The following is a 19,464-nucleotide window of genomic DNA, read 5'->3' as shown; positions in this document are numbered from 1 at the left end:
AAACTTTCAATTACACGATGTTTATAGAACAAGGAATACGGTCAGAAAACAAATTTTGGAAATACCTCTTTGGTTCGGTCTTGCTTTTTGGCGCTTCGCTAATTGGACAGCTTCCTTTATTGATGGGGATTTTGTACGAAACCTTGGTACACAAGAAAAAATACCCCGATTCGAATGCAGCAATGATGCATTTTTTAGAACCCAATTTTACTTTGTTTTTGTTGCTTTTTTCATTTGTGTTTGTATTTGGCGGAATCTATTTTGTACTTCGCAACCTACACCATCAATCGCTACTATCTATTATCACTTCTAGAGCAAGTATCGACTGGAAAAGAGTGGGTTTTTCTTTTTCAATTTGGGCAGCTTTTACAATAGGAAGTACCACCGTCTTTTACGTTTTACATCCAGAAGATTTTGTCCTTCAATTTCAGGGGGTTCCTTTTTTAATATTATTCGCAATAGGATTGGTGTTGTTTCCTTTTCAAATAGGGAGTGAAGAATTGATTTTTAGAGGGTATTTGATGCAAGGTTTTGGCAATTTAGCACACAATAAATGGTTTCCCTTATTGATGACTTCTTTGATTTTTGGCTTGCTCCACATCGCTAATCCCGAAGTGGATAAAATGGGCTACAGCATTTTAATTTATTATATAGGTACAGGTTTGTTTCTTGGAATTTGTACTTTAATGGATGAAGGAATGGAGCTGGCTTTGGGATTTCATTTTGCCAATAATTTTATTGGAGCGGTACTGGTCACTTCCGATTGGTCGGCTTTTCAAACGTATGCTATTTTGAAAGACGTTTCTAATCCAAGCAGTCTGATAGATGTGCTGTTGCCTGTTGTTGTAATTTTTCCTATCTTGCTTGTGCTTTTTGCTCGGAAGTACCAATGGACAAATTGGAAAGAACAACTTATAGGAAAAATTAATAAAGTCAATCACAACTAAATTTATATAGGATGAATAATGTAACGTATCAAAATGTTCACAATAGGTTTAAATTAAACGGTTTTAGTTTTACTAAAGAGGATTTATTGCGAGTGGCGTATTCTTTTATAAAAGAAGGGTCGTATTATGAAAAACCGTTAGGAATATTTATCTTGGATTGGTTTGATCCAAAACCCTATTTAGAAATTAATACGTCAGGTTCTACAGGAGCTCCAAAAATCATTCGTGTTGACAAACAAGCGATGGTCAATTCGGCCTTAGCAACAGGTGACTTTTTCGATTTACAACCAGGGCAAAAAGTATTACATTGTTTACCAACAGACTATGTAGCGGGGAAAATGATGTTTGTAAGAGCCTTTATCTTGGGTCTAGATATGGAATTTGTGGCACCAAGTTCACATCCATTAGAAGGAGTGAAGGGAACGTTTGATTTTTGTGGTATGGTGCCTTTGCAGGCTAAAAACTCATTGAAAGACTTACACCGAATTAAAAAGTTAATCATTGGTGGTGCCAAAGTCAATAAGTCGTTAGAAAAGGAGTTAATTACAATTCCGTCTCAAATTTATGAAACCTACGGAATGACCGAAACTATTACGCATATTGCTGCCAAGCGAGTAGGAGAGGCGGCATTTACGGTGTTGCCTAATGTAATAATAACAACAGACGACAGACATTGTTTGGTCATTGATGCCCATAAAATTAGTGGTGAGAAAATCGTGACTAATGATTTGGTCGAATTAGTATCAGCTACTCAGTTTGTTTGGAAAGGACGTTTTGATAATGTGATTAATAGCGGTGGTATTAAATTAATTCCGGAGCAAATCGAAGAAAAACTGGCGACTTTAATTCCAAGACATTTCTTTGTGTACGGACAAGCCGATGAACTTTTAGGAGAGAAATTAGTGTTGTATGTGGAGGGCGAACCTATGACAGTAGAAGAATCTGTTTTTGAGGTTTTAGACAAATACGAAAGACCGAAAGAAATTCTTTTTATCCCAGAGTTTAAACAAACGGCTACGGGTAAAATAATGAGAGATCAAAGTGTGGGACGATAGATTTTAATCACTTCTAATTAAGGCGCAATGTCGGGAGACTTTGCATGGGTTTAGCTATGTAGAAATTAACTTCCTTTTTTAGAGTTTATTAAATTGATAATTGAATCGTAAGCCTAACGCATTCTCGGCATGACCGTGAGCTAAGTACTGGGACAAATAGAGCGTTAAATTCATTTTATAGTTTAGTACGTTAAAATGTTTTCCAATAAAAAGATTGGAACAAAGTCCAAAACGTTGCGGCCCTGCAAATTCTGATACAAATCCTAATCCGATTCCTTTGTTAGCATCCGAAATGGCGTAGCCAACACCGGTTTCTATTCCTAAAAACCAATTGGATTGGAGCTTAAATTGTACATTAGGTTTTAAACTAAGAATGATAAAATTGCGATATCGTGCTTGTTCGGCTAAAGTACTATCAGGAACAATAGTTAGGTTATTTATTTTAGTAAATCGATATTCATAGTCTGCCCGAATTCCAATAGTTGTTTTTTCGGTAATAGGTTTCATGATTCTAAAATTAGCTCCCACTGCAAGTCGGTGCGAACGGTACATCATAATATGAACAGGAATGGAAACCTGTACTCCTGATTCAAAATAAAAAGTATCATTTTCTTGTGCTCTACAAATTGAACTTAAGCATAGATGTGTAATTAAGAGTAGTATTCCAAACTGTTTCATAGTATTTTAATTACTACATTAATGAACAGGTTGATGGAAATGGGAGATTAAATATACTATTTTTAAGTCGATAAAAAAAGTTAAACTTGGATCAGCCCTAGATTAAAGGAGTTTTCGATAAGTGTATAGTTTGTTTTCACGAATCTACACTATTGAGATTGTATTATTTTAATTTTATTTGGTTTTGTATTTTTAAATTCATCCATCTCAATACTAAAAAGGTTGGGCGAAGGATATTTAGAATAATAATTTTCTATATAACCTCCCAGAATATACAATTTATCATCAAGTAAAAACATTTTAGAGGCTTTCAAGGGTAAATTGATTAGGTATTCTTTTAGCTCTTTTGAGTAAATATTGTAAGTGTAAATTTTTTCATTTTCAAATAGATAAACCATATCTTCCTTTGAACTGATTGCAGGATTGCTTAAAGGAGTGGATAAATTCCCTTCTGTTTTCCATTTTTCGGTAATTAAATCAAAACTTTCCACGGTTGACAGTGGTCTTCCATTAAACCCTCCAAATAAAAAGATTTTATTTTGGATTACAACTCCTGATGTTTCTTTAGCTATTGGCATTGATTCTAGTTGATACCAAAAACCAGAAGTTAAATCGTATAAATGAACCTTATCGGTATATATTTTTACTCCGTTATCGTTCTTTTTTATTGATCCTCCCATAACAATTAAACTAGCATTGTAAGTAAAAGAAGCAAAATCAGCTGCTTGATGTGGATTGGTATTGTCTATGGTAATAGTTTGTTTGTTTATATCGAATACTTCGATTGTATTATCTAAATATTCATACACACCATTTACAGAGATTTTTTTGCCTCCTAATATGTATATTTTATCGTTGTATTCATTCAGATTATGGTAAGCCCTTTTTCTAAATTTTAATTGAGAAGTTTCCCATTGATTAGTATTTATATCATAGATCATTAAATTTCCATTGTATACGTCACTTGAATTTTGAAAATTAAGCTCTCTAATATAGTCTTCCATGGTAGGATCTATCTTTTCATATTGTAGTTTTTTCCAAGCATCTGTTTTGTATGAAGCATCTCCACCAATTATAAAAATTTTATTATTTTTTACAACTGCTCCAAAATTAGAAAGTGCTTTTTTCTGGGAAGCTAATTTTTGATAAGTAATTTTTGTTTTTTGCTCTTTAGTAGTTGAAGATGAAATTATAACATTGTCGAGGACTTCCGTTTTTTCTTCTAACATTATTGAATAATTGTTTTTTTTTAATTCGTTAAAGCTAATTTTTTTTAAAATATAACTGATATGAGAAAAAGAAAGACTATCATTGTCTTGGAGTTGACTAAATTTTTTGATATCAAATTTCCCTTCTTTGTTAGTTGAGTAATTTTCATTAAAACGAATTACATTTATTTTAACATCTTCAATTGGGAGATTACTTTTGTTGTCAATCACAACGCCACTATAATTTTGTGACGCTGATAAAATTGGAAAAAGAATACTAAATAAGAATATTTTTTTCAAAATGAGTAGTTATTGTAAATAGAATAGGTACAACTATATTTTAGGTGAATAATAAATTTAAAAAGTAATTATCAAATAGTTGTAGACCCTATAACGGTTTTGTAATCCGTACTATAAAAACAGAGGTTAGAACCTTAACTTTTTTACACCTGAATCACCCCTAAATTAAACGGTTTTTCAATAGGAGCGTGGTTAGCGGCTTCAATTCCCATCGAAATCCAAGTACGCGTGTCTAAAGGATCAATAATCGCATCCGTCCACAATCGAGATGCGGCATAGTAAGGCGATACTTGTTCGTCATATCGCGCTTTGATTTGGGCAAACAATTCGGCTTCTTTGGCTTCATCTACTTGTTCTCCTTTTGCTTTAAGTGAATTGGCTTCAATCTGTGCCAATACCTTAGCAGCTTGTGTGCCGCCCATTACGGCTAGTTCGGCACTTGGCCAAGCCACAATCAAACGCGGGTCGTAGGCTTTGCCACACATCGCATAATTTCCTGCTCCATAAGAGTTGCCAACAATAATAGTGAATTTTGGCACCACCGAATTCGAAACGGCATTCACCATTTTGGCACCGTCTTTTATAATCCCTCCATGTTCCGATTTACTACCTACCATAAAACCGGTTACGTCTTGTAAAAACACTAACGGAATTTTCTTTTGGTTGCAATTGGCTATAAAACGGGTGGCTTTATCTGCCGAATCGGAGTAAATAACGCCTCCAAATTGCATTTCACCTTTTTTAGTTTTGACTACTTTTCGTTGATTGGCTACAATGCCCACAGCCCAACCGTCTATTCGAGCATAGCCCGTGATAATGGTTTGACCATAGCCTTCTTTGTAGGCTTCAAACTCCGAATTGTCCACCAATCGCTTGATGATTTCCATCATATCGTATTGATCGGTACGCGCTTTTGGAAGTACGCCATACAATTCGTTTTCGTCTTGAGTGGGTTTTTTGGGTTGGATTCGGTTAAAACCGGCTTTGTCATAATCACCAATTTTATCTACGATATTTTTTATTTTGTCCAAAGCGTCTTTGTCGTCTTTGGCTTTATAATCGGTCACTCCTGAGATTTCACAATGCGTTGTCGCACCACCTAGAGTTTCGTTATCAATGCTTTCGCCAATGGCGGCTTTGACCAAATAACTTCCTGCCAAAAAGATACTGCCTGTTTTATCCACAATCAAGGCTTCGTCACTCATAATAGGCAAATAAGCACCACCTGCCACGCAACTTCCCATCACTGCCGAAATTTGGGTAATTCCCATGCTGCTCATTAAGGCATTGTTTCTAAAAACACGTCCAAAGTGTTCTTTGTCTGGGAAAATTTCATCTTGTAAAGGCAAATACACTCCAGCACTATCCACTAAATAGATAATTGGAATGCGATTTTCCATGGCAATTTCTTGCGCACGAAGGTTTTTCTTAGCGGTTATTGGGAACCAAGCTCCTGCTTTTACAGTCGCATCATTAGCAACTACAATACATTGCTTTCCTTTGATGTAGCCTATTTTAACCACCACACCACCCGAAGGACATCCGCCGTGTTCTGGGTACATTCCTTCGCCTACAAAAGCACCTATTTCAATACTTTTTTCATTCGCGTCGAGCAAATAATCAATGCGTTCACGAGCGGTCATCTTGCCTTCGGCATGTAATTTTTGGATGCGTTTTTGTCCGCCGCCTAATTTTACGTCGCCTAGTTTCTTGCGTAATTCAGAAACTAACAGTTTGTTGTGATCTTCGTTTGTATTGAAATTCAAATCCATTTGCAATTGTTTGTCAAGTATCGTTAGTGCTAAAATACAAAATCACGTTATGTGTTTGTGTTTCTTTGAAAACTATTTTTAGAACTACAACTAAAAGTGGTTACTTATTCGTCTTCTTTTTGTCCCATCATCATCAGATAGGATTTTAGGAAATGGTCTATTTCTCCATTCATCACGGCATCTACGTCCGTTGATTCAAATCCGCTACGAACGTCTTTGACTAATTTGTACGGATGCATGACGTAATTTCTAATTTGTGATCCCCATTCAATTTTCATTTTTCCCGCTTCAATATCAGCACGTTGTGCCAAGCGTTTTTTTAGTTCAATCTCATACAATTGAGAACGAAGCATTTGCATAGCACGGTTTCTATTATCGTGTTGCGAACGCGTTTCTGAACATTGAATCTGAATCCCTGTTGGTTTGTGCACCAATTGGACTTTAGTTTCTACCTTATTTACATTTTGTCCACCAGCACCACTAGAACGAGCGGTAGTGATTTCAATATCGGCAGGATTGATTTCAATTTCGATGGTATCATCTACCAATGGGTACACATATACAGAGACAAAAGAGGTGTGTCTTTTAGCATTGCTATCAAAAGGCGAAATACGCACCAATCGATGCACTCCGTTTTCTCCTTTTAAGTAACCAAAAGCATAATCGCCTTCAATTTCTAATGTTACAGTTTTGATTCCTGCTACATCACCTTCTTGAAAGTTCAACTCTTTGACTTTGTATCCTTGTTTTTCGGCCCACATTAAGTACATTCTCATAAGCATGGAGGCCCAATCACAACTTTCTGTTCCACCAGCACCTGCTGTAATTTGTAAGACTGCACTCAAAGTATCACCTTCTTCCGAAAGCATGTTCTTGAATTCAATACCTTCAATATGCGACTCGGTAATATGATATTGTTCGTCCAACTCTTCTACTGAAAGTTCGCCTTCTTTGTAAAAATCATACGCCAATTGCAATTCATCCGTTAGCGCCACGGCTTTGTCATAATCTTCAATCCACTTTTTCTTAGTTCGAAGATTTTTAACAACAATTTCGGCTTCTTTGGCATTGTTCCAAAAGTCGGGAGCAAACGTTTTTTCTTCTTCGTTTGTAATTTCGATTAGTTTGGCATCAACGTCAAAGATACCTCCTCAACGCACCAAGGCGTTCTACAATACCTTTTATTTGTTCGGTAGTTGTCATAAATTATGTAATTTTGTGTGGCAAAAGTAAGACTTTTTAAAGAAAGACAATTCAGGAATTGTTTGTACCCCACTATAACAACATAAAAATGGAAATAAATTTAGTTAGCGATACGATTACCAAGCCAACACACGAAATGTTACAGTACATGTTCAATGCCGTTGTTGGAGACGATGTGTACAAACAAGATCCAACGGTTATTGAATTAGAATCGAGAGTTGCAGCATTATTTGGAATGGAAGCAGGATTGTTTTTCCCTTCAGGAACAATGGCGAATCAAACTGCAATTAAGTTACACACGCAACCAGGAGAACAGTTGATTGCCGATAAATATGCACATGTTTATAATTATGAAGGAGGAGGCGTTTCTTTTAATAGCGGCGTTTCCTGTTGTTTGTTGAATGGCAATCGCGGAATGATTACTGCGGCTCAAGTCAAATCAGCAATAAACGATCCAGAGTTTTATCACAGTCCGTTAACAAGTTTAGTTTGTGTAGAAAATACCACAAATAAAGGCGGTGGCGCTTGTTATGAATTGGATGATCTGCGCCAAATCAAAGAAGTTTGTACCGAACATAATTTAAAATTTCATTTGGATGGTGCCCGAATTTGGAATGCTTTGGTTGCCAAAAATCAAGACCCAAAAGAATTCGGAAAACTATTTGATACCATTTCCGTTTGTTTGTCTAAAGGATTAGGGGCACCTATTGGTTCGGTTTTATTGGCTGACAAAAAAACGATTCATCGTGCGTTGCGTATTCGTAAAATTTTTGGAGGCGGAATGCGTCAAGTAGGTTATTTGGCAGCAGCCGGAATTTATGCTTTGGACAATAATATTGAACGCTTAACCGAAGACCATCGACGTGCTAAAGAATTGGCAGCTGTTTTGCAACAAAAAGATTGGGTAGCTTCGGTGGAGCCTGTAGAAACTAATATTTTGATTTTTTCATTGGCGCCACAAATAAAGGAAGCCGATTTGATAGAAAAACTAAAACAAAAAAATATTTTAATTAGTTCGATGGGACAAGGCAAATTGCGAATTGTAACGCATTTGGATTATCGAGAAGTGATGCATACCTACGTCCTAGAAACACTAGAAAAGGTAATAGTCTAGAGATGGAAAATCACATCAATCAAATTACTTTAGTAGTTAAAGACTATGACGAAGCAATTGCTTTTTATACGCAGAAATTACATTTTGTTTTAATAGAAGATACGGTACTTAGTGATTCCAAACGTTGGGTTGTTGTTGCTCCAAAAAATTCACAATGCCGATTATTGTTGGCAAAAGCAGCCAATGAAGAACAGTTAAAATCTGTTGGGAATCAAACTGGAGGTCGTGTTTTTTTGTTTATGAATACGGATAATTTTGAAAGAGAACATCAAAATTTGTTAGCTCATCAAATTACAATTGTTCGTCAACCTAGAATTGAAAATTATGGGAAAGTATTGGTTTTTGAAGACTTGTACGGTAACTTGTGGGATTTGATTGAACCAGTTGCAAAACCTAATTTGCACTATTTTTCTACTGCTATTTTAGCAATTAAACCCGAGGTAGATTTTGATACGGCAATCGAAGCATTAAAAAAATTACAAGCAGAAACTAAGTTAGAAGCAGGTAATTTCTTATTTGAACTACATTCGAATACAACTGATGCGAAACAAATTATTGTTTGGGAGGGATTTTATTCAGAATCAGATTTTCAATTGCATTTACAATCCAATCATTTACTAAATTTCCTGAAACAAAATGTAGTTGATTTTGTTTCAGGATATCCTGCAATACGAATAGTTTAAATTATTTGAACAAATTATCCATTCCTGGTATCATTGGCATGTCCATTTTGGCTACAGCATCTAATTCGGCCTCGTTTACTTTAGTTGCTTTCTCGATGGCTTTATTCAAAACTAAGATTAAATAATCTTCTAGTTGTTCTTTGTCTTCCAATAATGCATCTTCAATAGTGATTGATTTGATTGTTCTATTGGCAGTCAAAGTAACTTTAAGTGTTCCGTCAGTACTTTTTTCATCAATAAGAACGGTATCTAAACGTTTTTTAGTGTCTTCTATTTTTTGTTGGGTTTCTCTTAATTTACCCATCATTCCCATTAAATCCATTGTGTTTCTGTTTGTTAAATTGAACTACAAAATTAGTATATTCCTACTGTAATTACATACTAAAATAAAGTTAAAATATCGGATTTCTCAATAGGGTTTACCTTATTTTTGCACTTTAATTTAATAAACAAATTTAAAAGATGTCTCTACCTATTGCTGCTCCCATAGCCAAAATAATTCCTAAAAAATTAAAGAAACACAATGAGATTCGAATCGATAATTATTTTTGGCTAAATGAAAGAGAAAACCCTGAAGTAATTGATTATCTGAATCAAGAGAATGCCTATTATGAAGCGATGACAGCGCATACTAAGGATTTTCAAAAGGAATTGTTTGAGGAAATGAAGGGGCGTATCAAAGAAGACGATCAATCGGTTCCGTATTTGTATAATGGGTATTATTACATCACTCGTTTTGAGAAAGGGCAAGATTATCCTATTTATTCTAGAAAAAAAGGAAGTTTAGAAGCGCAAGAAGAAATCTTGTTTGATTGTAATGAATTAGCCAAGGGACACGCTTTTTTTCAATTAGGAGGTTTGAGCGTGAGTCCAGACAATCGCTTTGCATCCTTTGGAGTAGACACTGTTGGAAGACGTATTTACACGATTAAAATTAAAAATTTAGAGACCAACGAAATCCTTTCAGATGTGATTGAAAATACGACGGGAGGTTCGGTTTGGGCTAATGATAATAAAACTCTTTTTTACACGCGACAAGACAAAGTTACCTTGCGTGCGGATAGTGTTTTTAGACATCAATTAGGAACTTCATCAACGAAAGACGTTTTGGTTTTTGAAGAAAAAGACGATACGTTCAACGTTTCGGTGGGGAAAGAAAAATCAAAGAAATATATTGTAATTGGTTCTGATAGTACCCTAACCACAGAATATCGTATTTTAAATTCGGATACACCCGAAGGTGAATTTAAAGTTTTTCAACCTAGAGTTCGCGGATTAGAATACAGCATTTCCCACTTTGGCGATTCGTTTTATATTTTGACGAATAAAGATAAAGCGACCAATTTTAAACTCATGAAAACCCATGAAAATGCAACTGAAAAGAAGCATTGGAAAGAAGTGATTGCCCATAGAGAAGACGTGTTGATTGAGGATATTGAGATTTTTAGCAATTATTTGGTGGTAGAAGAACGTTCTAATGGATTGAATCATATTCGCATTATGCCTTGGAATGGAGAAGAGGAATATTACTTGCCTTTTGGGAGCGAAACCTATAATGCCTATACGACTACAAACGTTGATTTTAATACTGATATTTTGCGTTACAGTTACCAATCGTTGGCTACTCCTTCTTCGATAATTGATTTCAATATGAAGACCAAAGAAAAAGAAATCAAGAAAGAACAAGCCGTTTTAGGAGGTCAATTTGACAAAAATAATTATGTTGAAGAACGGGTTTGGGCTACGGCTCAAGACGGAACTAAAGTGCCTATTTCTATGGTATATCGTAAAGAATTGAAGAAAGACGGAACTAACCCGCTGTTGCAATACGCGTATGGTTCGTATGGAGTAACGATGGAACCGTATTTTTCGACGACTCGACTAACCTTGTTGGATCGCGGATTCATTTTTGCTATTGCCCATATTCGTGGAGGAGAAGATTTAGGAAGACAATGGTATGAAGACGGAAAATTATTAAAGAAAAAAAATACGTTCACTGATTTTATCGATTGTTCTCGATTTTTGATTCAGGAAAAATATACTTCAGCTGCTCATTTGTATGCCGAAGGAGGTTCAGCAGGAGGTTTGCTGATGGGAGCGGTTATTAATATGGCACCTGATTTATACAATGGTGTGATTGCCCAAGTTCCTTTTGTAGATGTGGTGACAACCATGTTAGACGACAGCATTCCGCTCACTACTGGTGAATATGACGAATGGGGGAATCCAAACAATAAAACGTACTATGATTATATGTTGTCGTATTCTCCTTATGATAATGTGAAAGAACAGGTATATCCTAATATGTACGTTTCGACAGGATTACACGATTCGCAAGTACAGTATTGGGAACCAGCAAAATGGGTAGCTAAATTGCGCACCCATAAAAAAGGAGATGCTGTTTTGTACCTGAATACTAATATGGATGCGGGGCATGGAGGAGCTTCAGGACGATTTGAGTCCTTAAAAGAGATTGCTAAAGAATATGCTTTTTTATTAGATTTAGAGAAAATAAAAAAATAATAAAAAAAATATGTTAAATTTGCTCAAAGTTAAGGCGATCCCATAATGTCCTTGATTAACCATTTTTTTATGAAAGAAGAAATAAATGCGCATAATTCTATTCTAGATTTAATAGGAAATACTCCTCTTATTAAATTGAAAAAAGTGACTGAACGTTTAGAGGGTAATTTCTATGCTAAGGTGGAGGCATTTAATCCAGGACATTCTTCTAAAGATAGAATTGCGCTCTATATTATTGATCAAGCTGAGAAAAAAGGAATTTTATCTCCTGGAGATACTATAATTGAAACCACATCGGGGAATACTGGTTTTAGTTTGGCAATGGTGAGTATTATTAAAGGATACAATTGTATTCTTGCGGTTAGTTCAAAATCTTCCAAAGATAAAATTGATATGCTTCGTGCTATGGGAGCAAAAGTATATGTCTGTCCCGCTCACGTTTCAGCCGATGATGAAAGATCCTATTATAGCGTAGCTAAACGATTACATGAAGAAACAAAAGGGTCTGTATATATCAATCAATATTTTAATCAACTTAATTTTGATGCACATTATTTAAGTACAGGTCCTGAAATTTGGGAGCAAACGAATGGAAAAATTACTCATTTGGTAGCTTGTAGTGGAACAGGAGGTACCATATCTGGTACTGCTAAATATTTGAAAGAACAAAATCCTGCTATTAAAATTTTAGGTGTAGATGCCTTTGGATCGGTTCTTAAAAAATACCACGAAACTAGAGAATTCGATAAAGATGAAATTTATCCTTATCGTATTGAAGGGTTAGGAAAAAATTTAATTCCATCTGTAACAGATTTTGATGTTATTGATAAATTCATGAAGGTTACAGACGAGGAAAGTGCTCATTCTACGCGTGAGTTAGCCAAAACAGAAGGATTGTTTGTAGGTTATACCTCGGGGGCAGTTTTTCAAGCAATTAAACAATATGCAGATGAGGGTGAGTTTGATGTAAATAGTAATATTGTTGCTATTTTTCCAGATCATGGTTCACGTTATATGAGTAAGGTGTTTAGTGATGAATGGATGAATGAACAAGGTTTTTTTGATAGTGTAAATCAAGAAGAATCACAACGAATTGAATTTATTAAATAAAAAAAGTTTGTATAAACATAAAAAAAACTCCAAGAAAATTTCTTGGAGTTTTTTTTATGTGAATTAATAGGAGGTCTTAACCAAATAAAGGATTATTCTTCCATAGTATGATAAACGTTCATTACGTCATCATCTTCTTCAATTTTTTCAATCAATTTTTCTACATCAGCTACTTGGTCTTCAGTAAGTTTTTTGGTAATTTGAGGAATTCTTTCAAAACCAGAAGATAGGATTTCGATACCTCTATTTTCTAACTCTTTTTGGATAGTTCCAAAACTTCCAAAAGGCGCATAGATTAAGATTCCATCTTCATCTTCAAAAACTTCTTCAGCACCAAAATCAATGAATTCTAATTCTAATTCTTCAGGATCCAATCCTTCTTTTGGAATACGAAAATTACAGGTGTGGTCAAACATAAACTCAACCGAACCTTGAGTTCCCATAGTTCCATTGCATTTATTGAAATAGCTTCGAATGTTAGCGACTGTTCTATTGTTGTTGTCGGTAGCTGTTTCAATCAAAAGCGCTATTCCGTGAGGGGCATAACCTTCAAATAATACTTCTTTATAGTTAGCGGTATCCTTTTCAGTTGCTTTTTTAATAGCACGTTCTACATTTTCTTTAGGCATATTGGCTGCCTTAGCATTTTGTATTACTGCTCTTAATCGTGAATTGGCATCCGGATTTGGTCCCCCTTCTTTTACTGCCATTACGATGTCTTTACCAATTCTAGTAAAGGCTTTGGCCATTGCTGACCAACGTTTCATTTTTCTCCCTTTTCTAAATTCAAACGCTCTTCCCATTGTTACTATTTTTTAAACGTTGCAAAAATACTACTATTTTGCAGTTTTACAATTCTTATTGTTTTTTATAAAATGGTAGTTTTACCACTTTGGCAGGTACATCATTTTTACGAATACGAATATAGATAGTACTATCGATACTACTAAATTCAGAACTTACATATCCTAAACCAATCCCTTTGTTCATCGATGGTGACATGGTTCCAGAAGTTACAATTCCTATTGTATTTCCATCAGCATCTACAATTTCATAATCGTGTCTCGGTACAGCACGTTCTACCATTTCAAAACCAACTAGTTTTTTAGTAACTCCTGCTTCTTTTTGTTTTTTTAGATTAGCTGAATTGGTAAATTCTTTATTGAATTTAGTTATCCATCCCAAGCCTGCTTCTAATGGTGAAGTAGTATCGTTAATATCGTTCCCGTACAAACAGAATCCCATTTCTAAACGTAAGGTATCACGAGCTGCTAATCCAATAGGTTGTATGTTAAATGCTTTTCCTGCTGCAAATACTTGGTTCCAAATGTGTTCTACATCGGCGTTTTTACAATAAATTTCAAATCCTCCTGCTCCAGTATATCCTGTTGCTGAGATGATTACATCGTTAATGCCAGCAAAATCACCTACTTGAAAGTGATAGTATTCTATTTGAGATAAATCTAAAGAAGATAACGACTGCATTGCTTCAACCGCTTTAGGGCCTTGAATAGCTAATAAAGAGTAGTCGTCTGAAAGATTTTGCATCTCTACCCCCAAATCATTGTGACTGCTAATCCAATTCCAATCTTTATCAATATTAGAAGCATTCACCACTAATAAATACTCATCTTCTTTCATTTTGTACACCAATAAATCGTCTACTATTCCGCCTTCGTTGTTAGGTAAGCAAGAGTATTGAGCTCTACCAATTGTTAGAGTGGCAGCATCATTTGATGTTACTTTTTGAATCAAAGCTAAAGCATTGGGCCCCGAAAGTAAAAATTCACCCATGTGCGACACGTCAAAAACTCCCACAGCTGTTCGAACAATTTCGTGTTCAGCATTGACCCCTTCGTAAAGGATGGGCATATTGAATCCTGCAAATGGAAGCATTTTAGCTCCCAAACTTTCGTGAATGTGGGTTAAAGCGGTATTTTTCATTGTAATTGAAACTGAATTTTGAAGGTGCTAATGTATCGCTTTTTTATGGAGTGGCAAAAAATATCCAACACTGATTTTTAATCCTATTTTCTCTTAATTTAGCCTTAATTTTTAATAGAAATGAGATGAAGTTAATGTATTGTACTTTGTTAATGTGTTGTTTTACATCAGCTCAAAAAGTATTTTAAGTTGATTATGAAATCAAGTGGGTTGGAGCACTATTTTTACAAGGGATCCATTGTATTAATTACGTAGTTTTATCGTGTTTTTGGGAGGTCAAAAAGTCCCATTTCTTTAGCTGTTTCAATTAATTCTTTGTCGCTACCACCATTAAAGAGCAGTTGTTTCTTTAAATTAGCTTTTCTTTTTTCAATACTACTTAAAGATAGTGGAATATAGTTCGGAAGTATTTTTGTTTTTAACCCTTCTGCAATTAATTGCAGTATTTTACTATCATGTTCATCCCAGTCAAGATTCTTAACCAAGAATTCTTTCTGTGCTTCTAAAATAGACTTACTGTAGTAGCTTTTGTCAATATTAATTATTTTTATTATCTGAGAGAAACTTTTGTAATCAATATCATTTTTTGAAATGAATCCGTTAGGATTTAATTTCTTGATTATTCGATTAACCCAGATTGGTTCGCTATGCATGGAAATGATGATAATTTTACAATTGAGATGTTGTTGTTGTAGTAGTTTCCCGATGTCTTCTCCTGAATAGATGTTTTGGTCTTCATAAGCAGGCAAACTTACGTCAATGAGTGCAATGTCTATGGGAGTACCACTAGTATTTAATTTTTGAATGGTTTCGTAGGCTTCTTTGCAATTGTAAGCGTGATAAAAAATAGGTTTTTCAATAGTATCAATAGCAGATAATAGTGCTGTGTAGCTATCAACATTTAATGGATGATCGTCAACAATTAAAATATTCATTTTCTATCGGAGATTATGTGGGGAATAAAACGGTTTAAATGTAAATAAAACGGTTTAAAATTACGGTTTTACCGTAAAATAACAATTTGATACTACTATAAATTGCGTTTAAAAATGCAATTTTCTTATGTACTTATTGATGGATCCCAATCCAAAGAGTCAACATTAGAATTGATAAAAGTTCACGATGTTTTTTTGTGTGTAGCTGTTTGTACTAACAGATCTGAAGGAATCAATACAATATTAGAACTCAAACCCGATGTAGTCTTTATCAATATTAGCAATACAAATTCTGCCCCTCAAGAGACCATTTCACTTTCTTTATTGAGTGAGCTCCACGAGTTTTTAGATGCTCTGCCCACAACTATTGTATTGAGTACGTCTAAAGATTTAGCTTTTGATGCGTATCAGCGAGGAGTATCTGGCTATTTATTGAGCCCTATTGATCCCAATGAATTACGCAAATGCTTGCTGCGCTACCAAAAGAAGCATACGGCTTTGTATGTAGATAAGATTTCTATTAAATCCAACGGTGATTATCATTTTATTAAAACACTTGATATAGTGTATTTAAAGGCAGACAATAATACTACCGATTTCTATTTGCAATCAGGTAAGATAATAACTGCTTTCAAAACGTTAAAATACTTTGAAAAACTTTTGCCATTTTATTTTTTTAGAATTCATCACAGCTATATTATTAATGTGAATCATGTCAGCCGTATTAATTTAGGTAAGAGTCAATGTTATCTTATGAATAATGAAATTATAGTACCTTTTTCAAGGACTTATAAAGATAATATTGATACAATAATTATTCGGATTTCATAAAATGAGGTGAATTACTCGCAAAAAATAGTGGTATACTTAAATGAAATAGTTAACTACTAATCAGAGTGCTTTTGAGGAAAGATAATTGTTTTTAGGCAGTTACATTTGTTTAGTCCAATCAATAACGTTAAAGCTTTAATGGTTGTATTTAGAGTGGGGTATGACTCTAAAACAGCTCTGCAAAGACATCCCCTCTTTTCAGAAAAATCAATTGAATTGCAATACTTAGAAGGTATAGCTAGGATGAATTGTATAATCCTTTTAAAATGATTTATTATGAAAAATTCATTAGTATTTAAATTAGTCTTTGTATTTGTTTTTGGTATATTATTTCAATCATGTACAGTAGACGATTTGCCAGCAGGTACAACATTAAAACAAACAAAAAGAACGGTTACCCCATCAAATATCAATGCTAATGATATTGGAGAGCCAATTATACCTAAAACTAGAGGATAATTATGTTATATAAATATCTATTAAGGCCATGTTTACATGGTCTTTTTTTGTTATTTTTGAAAAAAACAAATTGAAGAAAATACTATTTATCTTTATTTTACTGATGTTGTTTATGTTACCCTCTTGCTCTAAGCATAAAGAGCAATCTTTTATTAAACTTTCATCTTCAAAATACAAACAATTCACTCCTAATCAAAAATTACATTACCTAGATTCATTAAGCACACTTTCACATTCGCTCCCCAATGATTCTTTAACTCGCTCTGCATTATTGCATTTATCTTCAGAGTATTATTTTCTAAATCGATCTCAACAGTCATATGATTTAAGTAAGAATGCTTTTCAATTGGCAAAAAAAGTTAAAGATAGTTCTGTAATGGCAAAATCACTTTATTATATGGGTGATTCCTATGAAATAACTCATAAGGATAGTGCTTATTTTTATTATCAAGAAGCCGAAAAATTATATCGTTTATTAGACGATACAAAAATGACAGGAAGAATGTTGTTTAATAAAGCGTATGTGTTGTTTTATGAAGGAAATTATTTAGAGAGTGAAATACAAGTAGCTAAAGCATTGCAGCTTTTAAAAAACAGTGATGATCAAGAAATGCTATTTACGTGTTATAATTTATTGGCTTCTAATTTTGAAAGAATGGAAGAATATGATGAAGGATTATACTACTATCTGATGGCTCAGAAGAATCTTTCAAATTTGAAAAAATATGATTCTAAGAAAAATAATTTTGATGTATCATTATCTGTAAATATTGCCAATATATACGAAAAACAACATCAATTTTTAAAAGCTAAAAAAGAGTTGGAATTAGTAATAACTCCTGATTTAAAAAATAAATGGCCTAACGAATATGCAACAGTTATTGGTAATTTAGGATATGTTCTAATGAAATTAGGAGATTTTAAAAAAAGTAAAACATTATTATTGGAATCATTATCAATTTCTGAAAAAAGCGGTATAGCTTCAACTAAAATTTATAAATTAAGTAATCTTGGAGAATATTTTGCTGTTGTTGGAGATACCGCTAAATCAATTTATTATTTAAAACAATCGTTGCAATTAGCAGAGCAATTCAAACAGTCAGATAATAGTAAGTTGGCTTTGGAATTACTTTCTAAAATAGATTTTAAAAATAGTTTGAAATACAATAAACGATATATAGCATTAAGTGATAGTTTGGCTAAAGTGCAACGTAAAAGCAGAAATAAATATGCTCGAATAGCCTATGAAACTTCTACAGTGGAGGAAAATAATAAAGTTTTGACTGAACGCAATTTGTATTTGTTGCTGGGAATATTGTTGCTGTCGTTTGTTCTAGTAATTTGGTTTTGGTATGCTAGACAAAAAGAATTTAATTACCGTCAAAAACTACAAGATGCCGAACTAGAATTATTCGAACTAATGCAATCCTATCAAACGGACTTGACTGTAGCTAAGGAAAAGGAGCAAAATCGAATAGCAAAAGAATTACATGACACTATTATGAACCGTTTGTACGGTATTAGGTTACAATTGGGCTTACATAATTCGAGTGATAAAAAAGAGTCTAAAGAAAAAATAGACTGCTACATTGATGAATTACAAATTTTAGAAAAGGATATCAGAGCAGTAGTTCATGATTTGCATACGGATGAAATCGCTACTCAATTTGATTATCTCTTTTTGTTATCTAAATGTATTAAAGAGATTCAAGAGGTTGGTTTGACTAATTGTAATTTTGAGTCTGATCCTATGATTGATTGGGGGGCAATCTCCAGTTTGGTTAAAATTACTATTTATAGAATCGTTCAAGAAGCGATGTCCAATATGCATAAATATGCAAATGCTTCCCAGTGCTATGTCCAATTGTATAAAGAAACACCTTCAAAATTAATATTGCGTATTACGGATAATGGAAGTGGCTTTGATAGTACCTCCTTGTATCAAGGTATTGGTTTGAAGAATATGAAAGAACGTGCAACTCAGGCTAGGGCTGAATTTGTAATAGCAAGTGTCTTGCAACAAGGAACTACTATAAAATGTTCTTTCACAGTTTAATTAGTTTATAAAAACCGTAAAAAAAAACAAAAAAAAACCGTAATATCTTTTTTTTAAAAATTAATTACTTGCGCTTGTTGAAATGAATTTGATTTTCATTTGATTTTAAAATTGATATTGTTTTTCAATTTACTATTTAAAATATTGAGCAAGAACCCCAATGATACCCCTGTTGGGTGTAGGTTTTTTTATGGAATTTGTAGACACAGCCTTTTCCTAAAATATATAGTGCACCCTCAGGTTTTATTCGTTTTTAAAATCGTATTTTTTGTTTTTTCATTTTTTTATAATTACGCTAAATATAAAATTTAACTTTATTTGTATTTTTTGTTATAAAAAATTTTAAAATATTTATTTTGTAAGTAAAAACATTCAAAAACAAATAGTGCTGGCGTGTTGTTTTTTAATTTATTTGGGTTTAAAAATGCAAAAAATGCAAAAAAACATGTCCTTTTAAAATTAGGATAGTATTTATTTAGTAAGAAAATTAATATTTAGGTAAAAGCGTTTTTTAATAGAAATGTTCTTACAAATAGTTTTAAATTTGTAAAAGAAAAACAAGCTTAATGTTTTGATTTTCTAAATGTTATTTTCCCCCTTTAATATTTCATTTTAGATTTCCAGATCGGTAGTAATTTTTATTTTA

At 33.6% G+C, this 19,464-nt stretch carries 17 protein-coding genes; 9 read left to right on the top strand and 8 right to left on the bottom strand.

Going from position 1 to position 19,464, the window contains the following annotated elements; genetic code table 11:
* Positions 1-17 precede the first annotated feature (17 nt).
* Together MG292_RS09845 and MG292_RS09840 are read left to right on the top strand one after the other, a co-directional pair.
* A complete protein-coding gene (locus MG292_RS09845; protein ID WP_264532902.1) occupies positions 18-947 on the top strand; it encodes a CPBP family intramembrane glutamic endopeptidase in 930 nt (309 codons plus the stop codon).
* An 11-nt stretch (positions 948-958) separates the two neighbouring features.
* A complete protein-coding gene (locus MG292_RS09840) occupies positions 959-2,002 on the top strand; it encodes an AMP-binding protein (protein WP_264532903.1) in 1,044 nt (347 codons plus the stop codon).
* A 78-nt stretch (positions 2,003-2,080) separates the two neighbouring features.
* On the opposite strand, the gene MG292_RS09835 is transcribed toward MG292_RS09840, so the two are convergent.
* From MG292_RS09835 to prfB, 4 genes are all read right to left on the bottom strand, one after another.
* Positions 2,081-2,680, bottom strand: a complete 600-nt coding sequence (locus MG292_RS09835) for a hypothetical protein (protein WP_264532904.1) — start codon at positions 2,678-2,680, stop codon at positions 2,081-2,083.
* A gap of 149 nt (positions 2,681-2,829) precedes the next feature.
* Positions 2,830-4,188, bottom strand: coding sequence for a Kelch repeat-containing protein (locus MG292_RS09830; protein ID WP_264532905.1), 1,359 nt, complete (start codon positions 4,186-4,188; stop codon positions 2,830-2,832).
* Between the two features lie 143 nt (positions 4,189-4,331).
* Positions 4,332-5,960: an acyl-CoA carboxylase subunit beta gene (locus MG292_RS09825; RefSeq protein WP_264532906.1), complete on the bottom strand. Its 1,629-nt coding sequence runs from the start codon at positions 5,958-5,960 to the stop codon at positions 4,332-4,334.
* 104 nt (positions 5,961-6,064) lie between these two features.
* Positions 6,065-7,163 (bottom strand): peptide chain release factor 2 gene (prfB, locus tag MG292_RS09820; protein WP_264532907.1). Its coding sequence is split into 2 segments (ribosomal slippage): positions 6,065-7,099 and positions 7,101-7,163, totalling 1,098 coding nucleotides; the frame shifts between segments, so codons are not numbered across the junction.
* Between the two features lie 88 nt (positions 7,164-7,251).
* Here prfB and MG292_RS09815 point away from each other — a divergent pair.
* Together MG292_RS09815 and MG292_RS09810 are read left to right on the top strand one after the other, a co-directional pair.
* On the top strand, positions 7,252-8,277 hold the full coding sequence (locus MG292_RS09815; RefSeq protein WP_264532908.1) for a threonine aldolase family protein: 1,026 nt from the start codon (positions 7,252-7,254) through the stop codon (positions 8,275-8,277).
* Positions 8,278-8,279: 2 nt separating this feature from the next.
* Entirely contained in the window at positions 8,280-8,960 is a 681-nt protein-coding gene (locus tag MG292_RS09810; protein ID WP_264532909.1) for a VOC family protein, read from the top strand.
* A 1-nt stretch (position 8,961) separates the two neighbouring features.
* On the opposite strand, the gene MG292_RS09805 is transcribed toward MG292_RS09810, so the two are convergent.
* Positions 8,962-9,282 carry a YbaB/EbfC family nucleoid-associated protein gene (locus MG292_RS09805; RefSeq protein WP_264532910.1) on the bottom strand — a complete coding sequence of 107 codons (321 nt, stop codon included), beginning with the start codon at positions 9,280-9,282 and terminating at the stop codon, positions 8,962-8,964.
* 140 nt (positions 9,283-9,422) lie between these two features.
* On the opposite strand from MG292_RS09805, the gene MG292_RS09800 reads away from it, so the two are divergent.
* Positions 9,423-11,483: a S9 family peptidase gene (locus MG292_RS09800; RefSeq protein WP_264532911.1), complete on the top strand. Its 2,061-nt coding sequence runs from the start codon at positions 9,423-9,425 to the stop codon at positions 11,481-11,483.
* A 69-nt stretch (positions 11,484-11,552) separates the two neighbouring features.
* On the top strand, positions 11,553-12,593 hold the full coding sequence (gene capA, locus MG292_RS09795) for a cysteate synthase (RefSeq protein ID WP_264532912.1): 1,041 nt from the start codon (positions 11,553-11,555) through the stop codon (positions 12,591-12,593).
* Between the two features lie 92 nt (positions 12,594-12,685).
* Here the strand turns inward: capA and MG292_RS09790 are convergent, their stop codons facing one another.
* From MG292_RS09790 to MG292_RS09780, 3 genes are all read right to left on the bottom strand, one after another.
* Positions 12,686-13,396: a YebC/PmpR family DNA-binding transcriptional regulator gene (locus tag MG292_RS09790; protein WP_264532913.1), complete on the bottom strand. Its 711-nt coding sequence runs from the start codon at positions 13,394-13,396 to the stop codon at positions 12,686-12,688.
* Positions 13,397-13,451: 55 nt separating this feature from the next.
* Positions 13,452-14,537, bottom strand: coding sequence for a glycine cleavage system aminomethyltransferase GcvT (gene gcvT / locus MG292_RS09785; protein ID WP_264532914.1), 1,086 nt, complete (start codon positions 14,535-14,537; stop codon positions 13,452-13,454).
* Positions 14,538-14,794: 257 nt separating this feature from the next.
* A complete protein-coding gene (locus tag MG292_RS09780) occupies positions 14,795-15,472 on the bottom strand; it encodes a response regulator (protein ID WP_264532915.1) in 678 nt (225 codons plus the stop codon).
* Positions 15,473-15,586: 114 nt separating this feature from the next.
* On the opposite strand from MG292_RS09780, the gene MG292_RS09775 reads away from it, so the two are divergent.
* The 3 genes from MG292_RS09775 (at position 15,587) to MG292_RS09765 (ending at position 18,818) form a co-directional block, all read left to right on the top strand.
* Positions 15,587-16,303 carry a LytR/AlgR family response regulator transcription factor gene (locus MG292_RS09775; protein WP_264532916.1) on the top strand — a complete coding sequence of 239 codons (717 nt, stop codon included), beginning with the start codon at positions 15,587-15,589 and terminating at the stop codon, positions 16,301-16,303.
* A gap of 276 nt (positions 16,304-16,579) precedes the next feature.
* Complete coding sequence (locus MG292_RS09770; protein WP_264532917.1) at positions 16,580-16,762, top strand: hypothetical protein; 183 nt, start codon at positions 16,580-16,582, stop codon at positions 16,760-16,762.
* Positions 16,763-16,832: 70 nt separating this feature from the next.
* Positions 16,833-18,818, top strand: a complete 1,986-nt coding sequence (locus MG292_RS09765; protein ID WP_264532918.1) for a tetratricopeptide repeat-containing sensor histidine kinase — start codon at positions 16,833-16,835, stop codon at positions 18,816-18,818.
* The last annotated feature ends 646 nt before the right edge of the window (positions 18,819-19,464 follow it).

Source organism: Flavobacterium keumense, assembly GCF_029866485.1.
In the GTDB taxonomy this organism is placed as follows: Bacteria; Bacteroidota; Bacteroidia; order Flavobacteriales; family Flavobacteriaceae; genus Flavobacterium; species Flavobacterium keumense.
Note: the sequence above shows the minus strand (reverse complement) of the source record. Positions and strands in the feature narration are given on the sequence as shown.

Excerpts from the sequence above, each read along its gene's own strand:
- MG292_RS09845 (WP_264532902.1), top strand. The coding sequence starts at position 18 with ATGTTTATAGAACAAGGAATACGGTCAGAAAACAAATTTTGGAAATAC.
- MG292_RS09840 (WP_264532903.1), top strand. The coding sequence starts at position 959 with ATGAATAATGTAACGTATCAAAATGTTCACAATAGGTTTAAATTAAAC.
- MG292_RS09835 (WP_264532904.1), bottom strand. The coding sequence starts at position 2,680 with ATGAAACAGTTTGGAATACTACTCTTAATTACACATCTATGCTTAAGT.
- MG292_RS09825 (WP_264532906.1), bottom strand. The coding sequence starts at position 5,960 with ATGGATTTGAATTTCAATACAAACGAAGATCACAACAAACTGTTAGTT.
- MG292_RS09815 (WP_264532908.1), top strand. The coding sequence starts at position 7,252 with ATGGAAATAAATTTAGTTAGCGATACGATTACCAAGCCAACACACGAA.
- MG292_RS09810 (WP_264532909.1), top strand. The coding sequence starts at position 8,280 with ATGGAAAATCACATCAATCAAATTACTTTAGTAGTTAAAGACTATGAC.
- MG292_RS09805 (WP_264532910.1), bottom strand. The coding sequence starts at position 9,282 with ATGGATTTAATGGGAATGATGGGTAAATTAAGAGAAACCCAACAAAAA.
- MG292_RS09800 (WP_264532911.1), top strand. The coding sequence starts at position 9,423 with ATGTCTCTACCTATTGCTGCTCCCATAGCCAAAATAATTCCTAAAAAA.
- capA (WP_264532912.1), top strand. The coding sequence starts at position 11,553 with ATGAAAGAAGAAATAAATGCGCATAATTCTATTCTAGATTTAATAGGA.
- MG292_RS09790 (WP_264532913.1), bottom strand. The coding sequence starts at position 13,396 with ATGGGAAGAGCGTTTGAATTTAGAAAAGGGAGAAAAATGAAACGTTGG.
- gcvT (WP_264532914.1), bottom strand. The coding sequence starts at position 14,537 with ATGAAAAATACCGCTTTAACCCACATTCACGAAAGTTTGGGAGCTAAA.
- MG292_RS09780 (WP_264532915.1), bottom strand. The coding sequence starts at position 15,472 with ATGAATATTTTAATTGTTGACGATCATCCATTAAATGTTGATAGCTAC.
- MG292_RS09775 (WP_264532916.1), top strand. The coding sequence starts at position 15,587 with ATGCAATTTTCTTATGTACTTATTGATGGATCCCAATCCAAAGAGTCA.
- MG292_RS09770 (WP_264532917.1), top strand. The coding sequence starts at position 16,580 with ATGAAAAATTCATTAGTATTTAAATTAGTCTTTGTATTTGTTTTTGGT.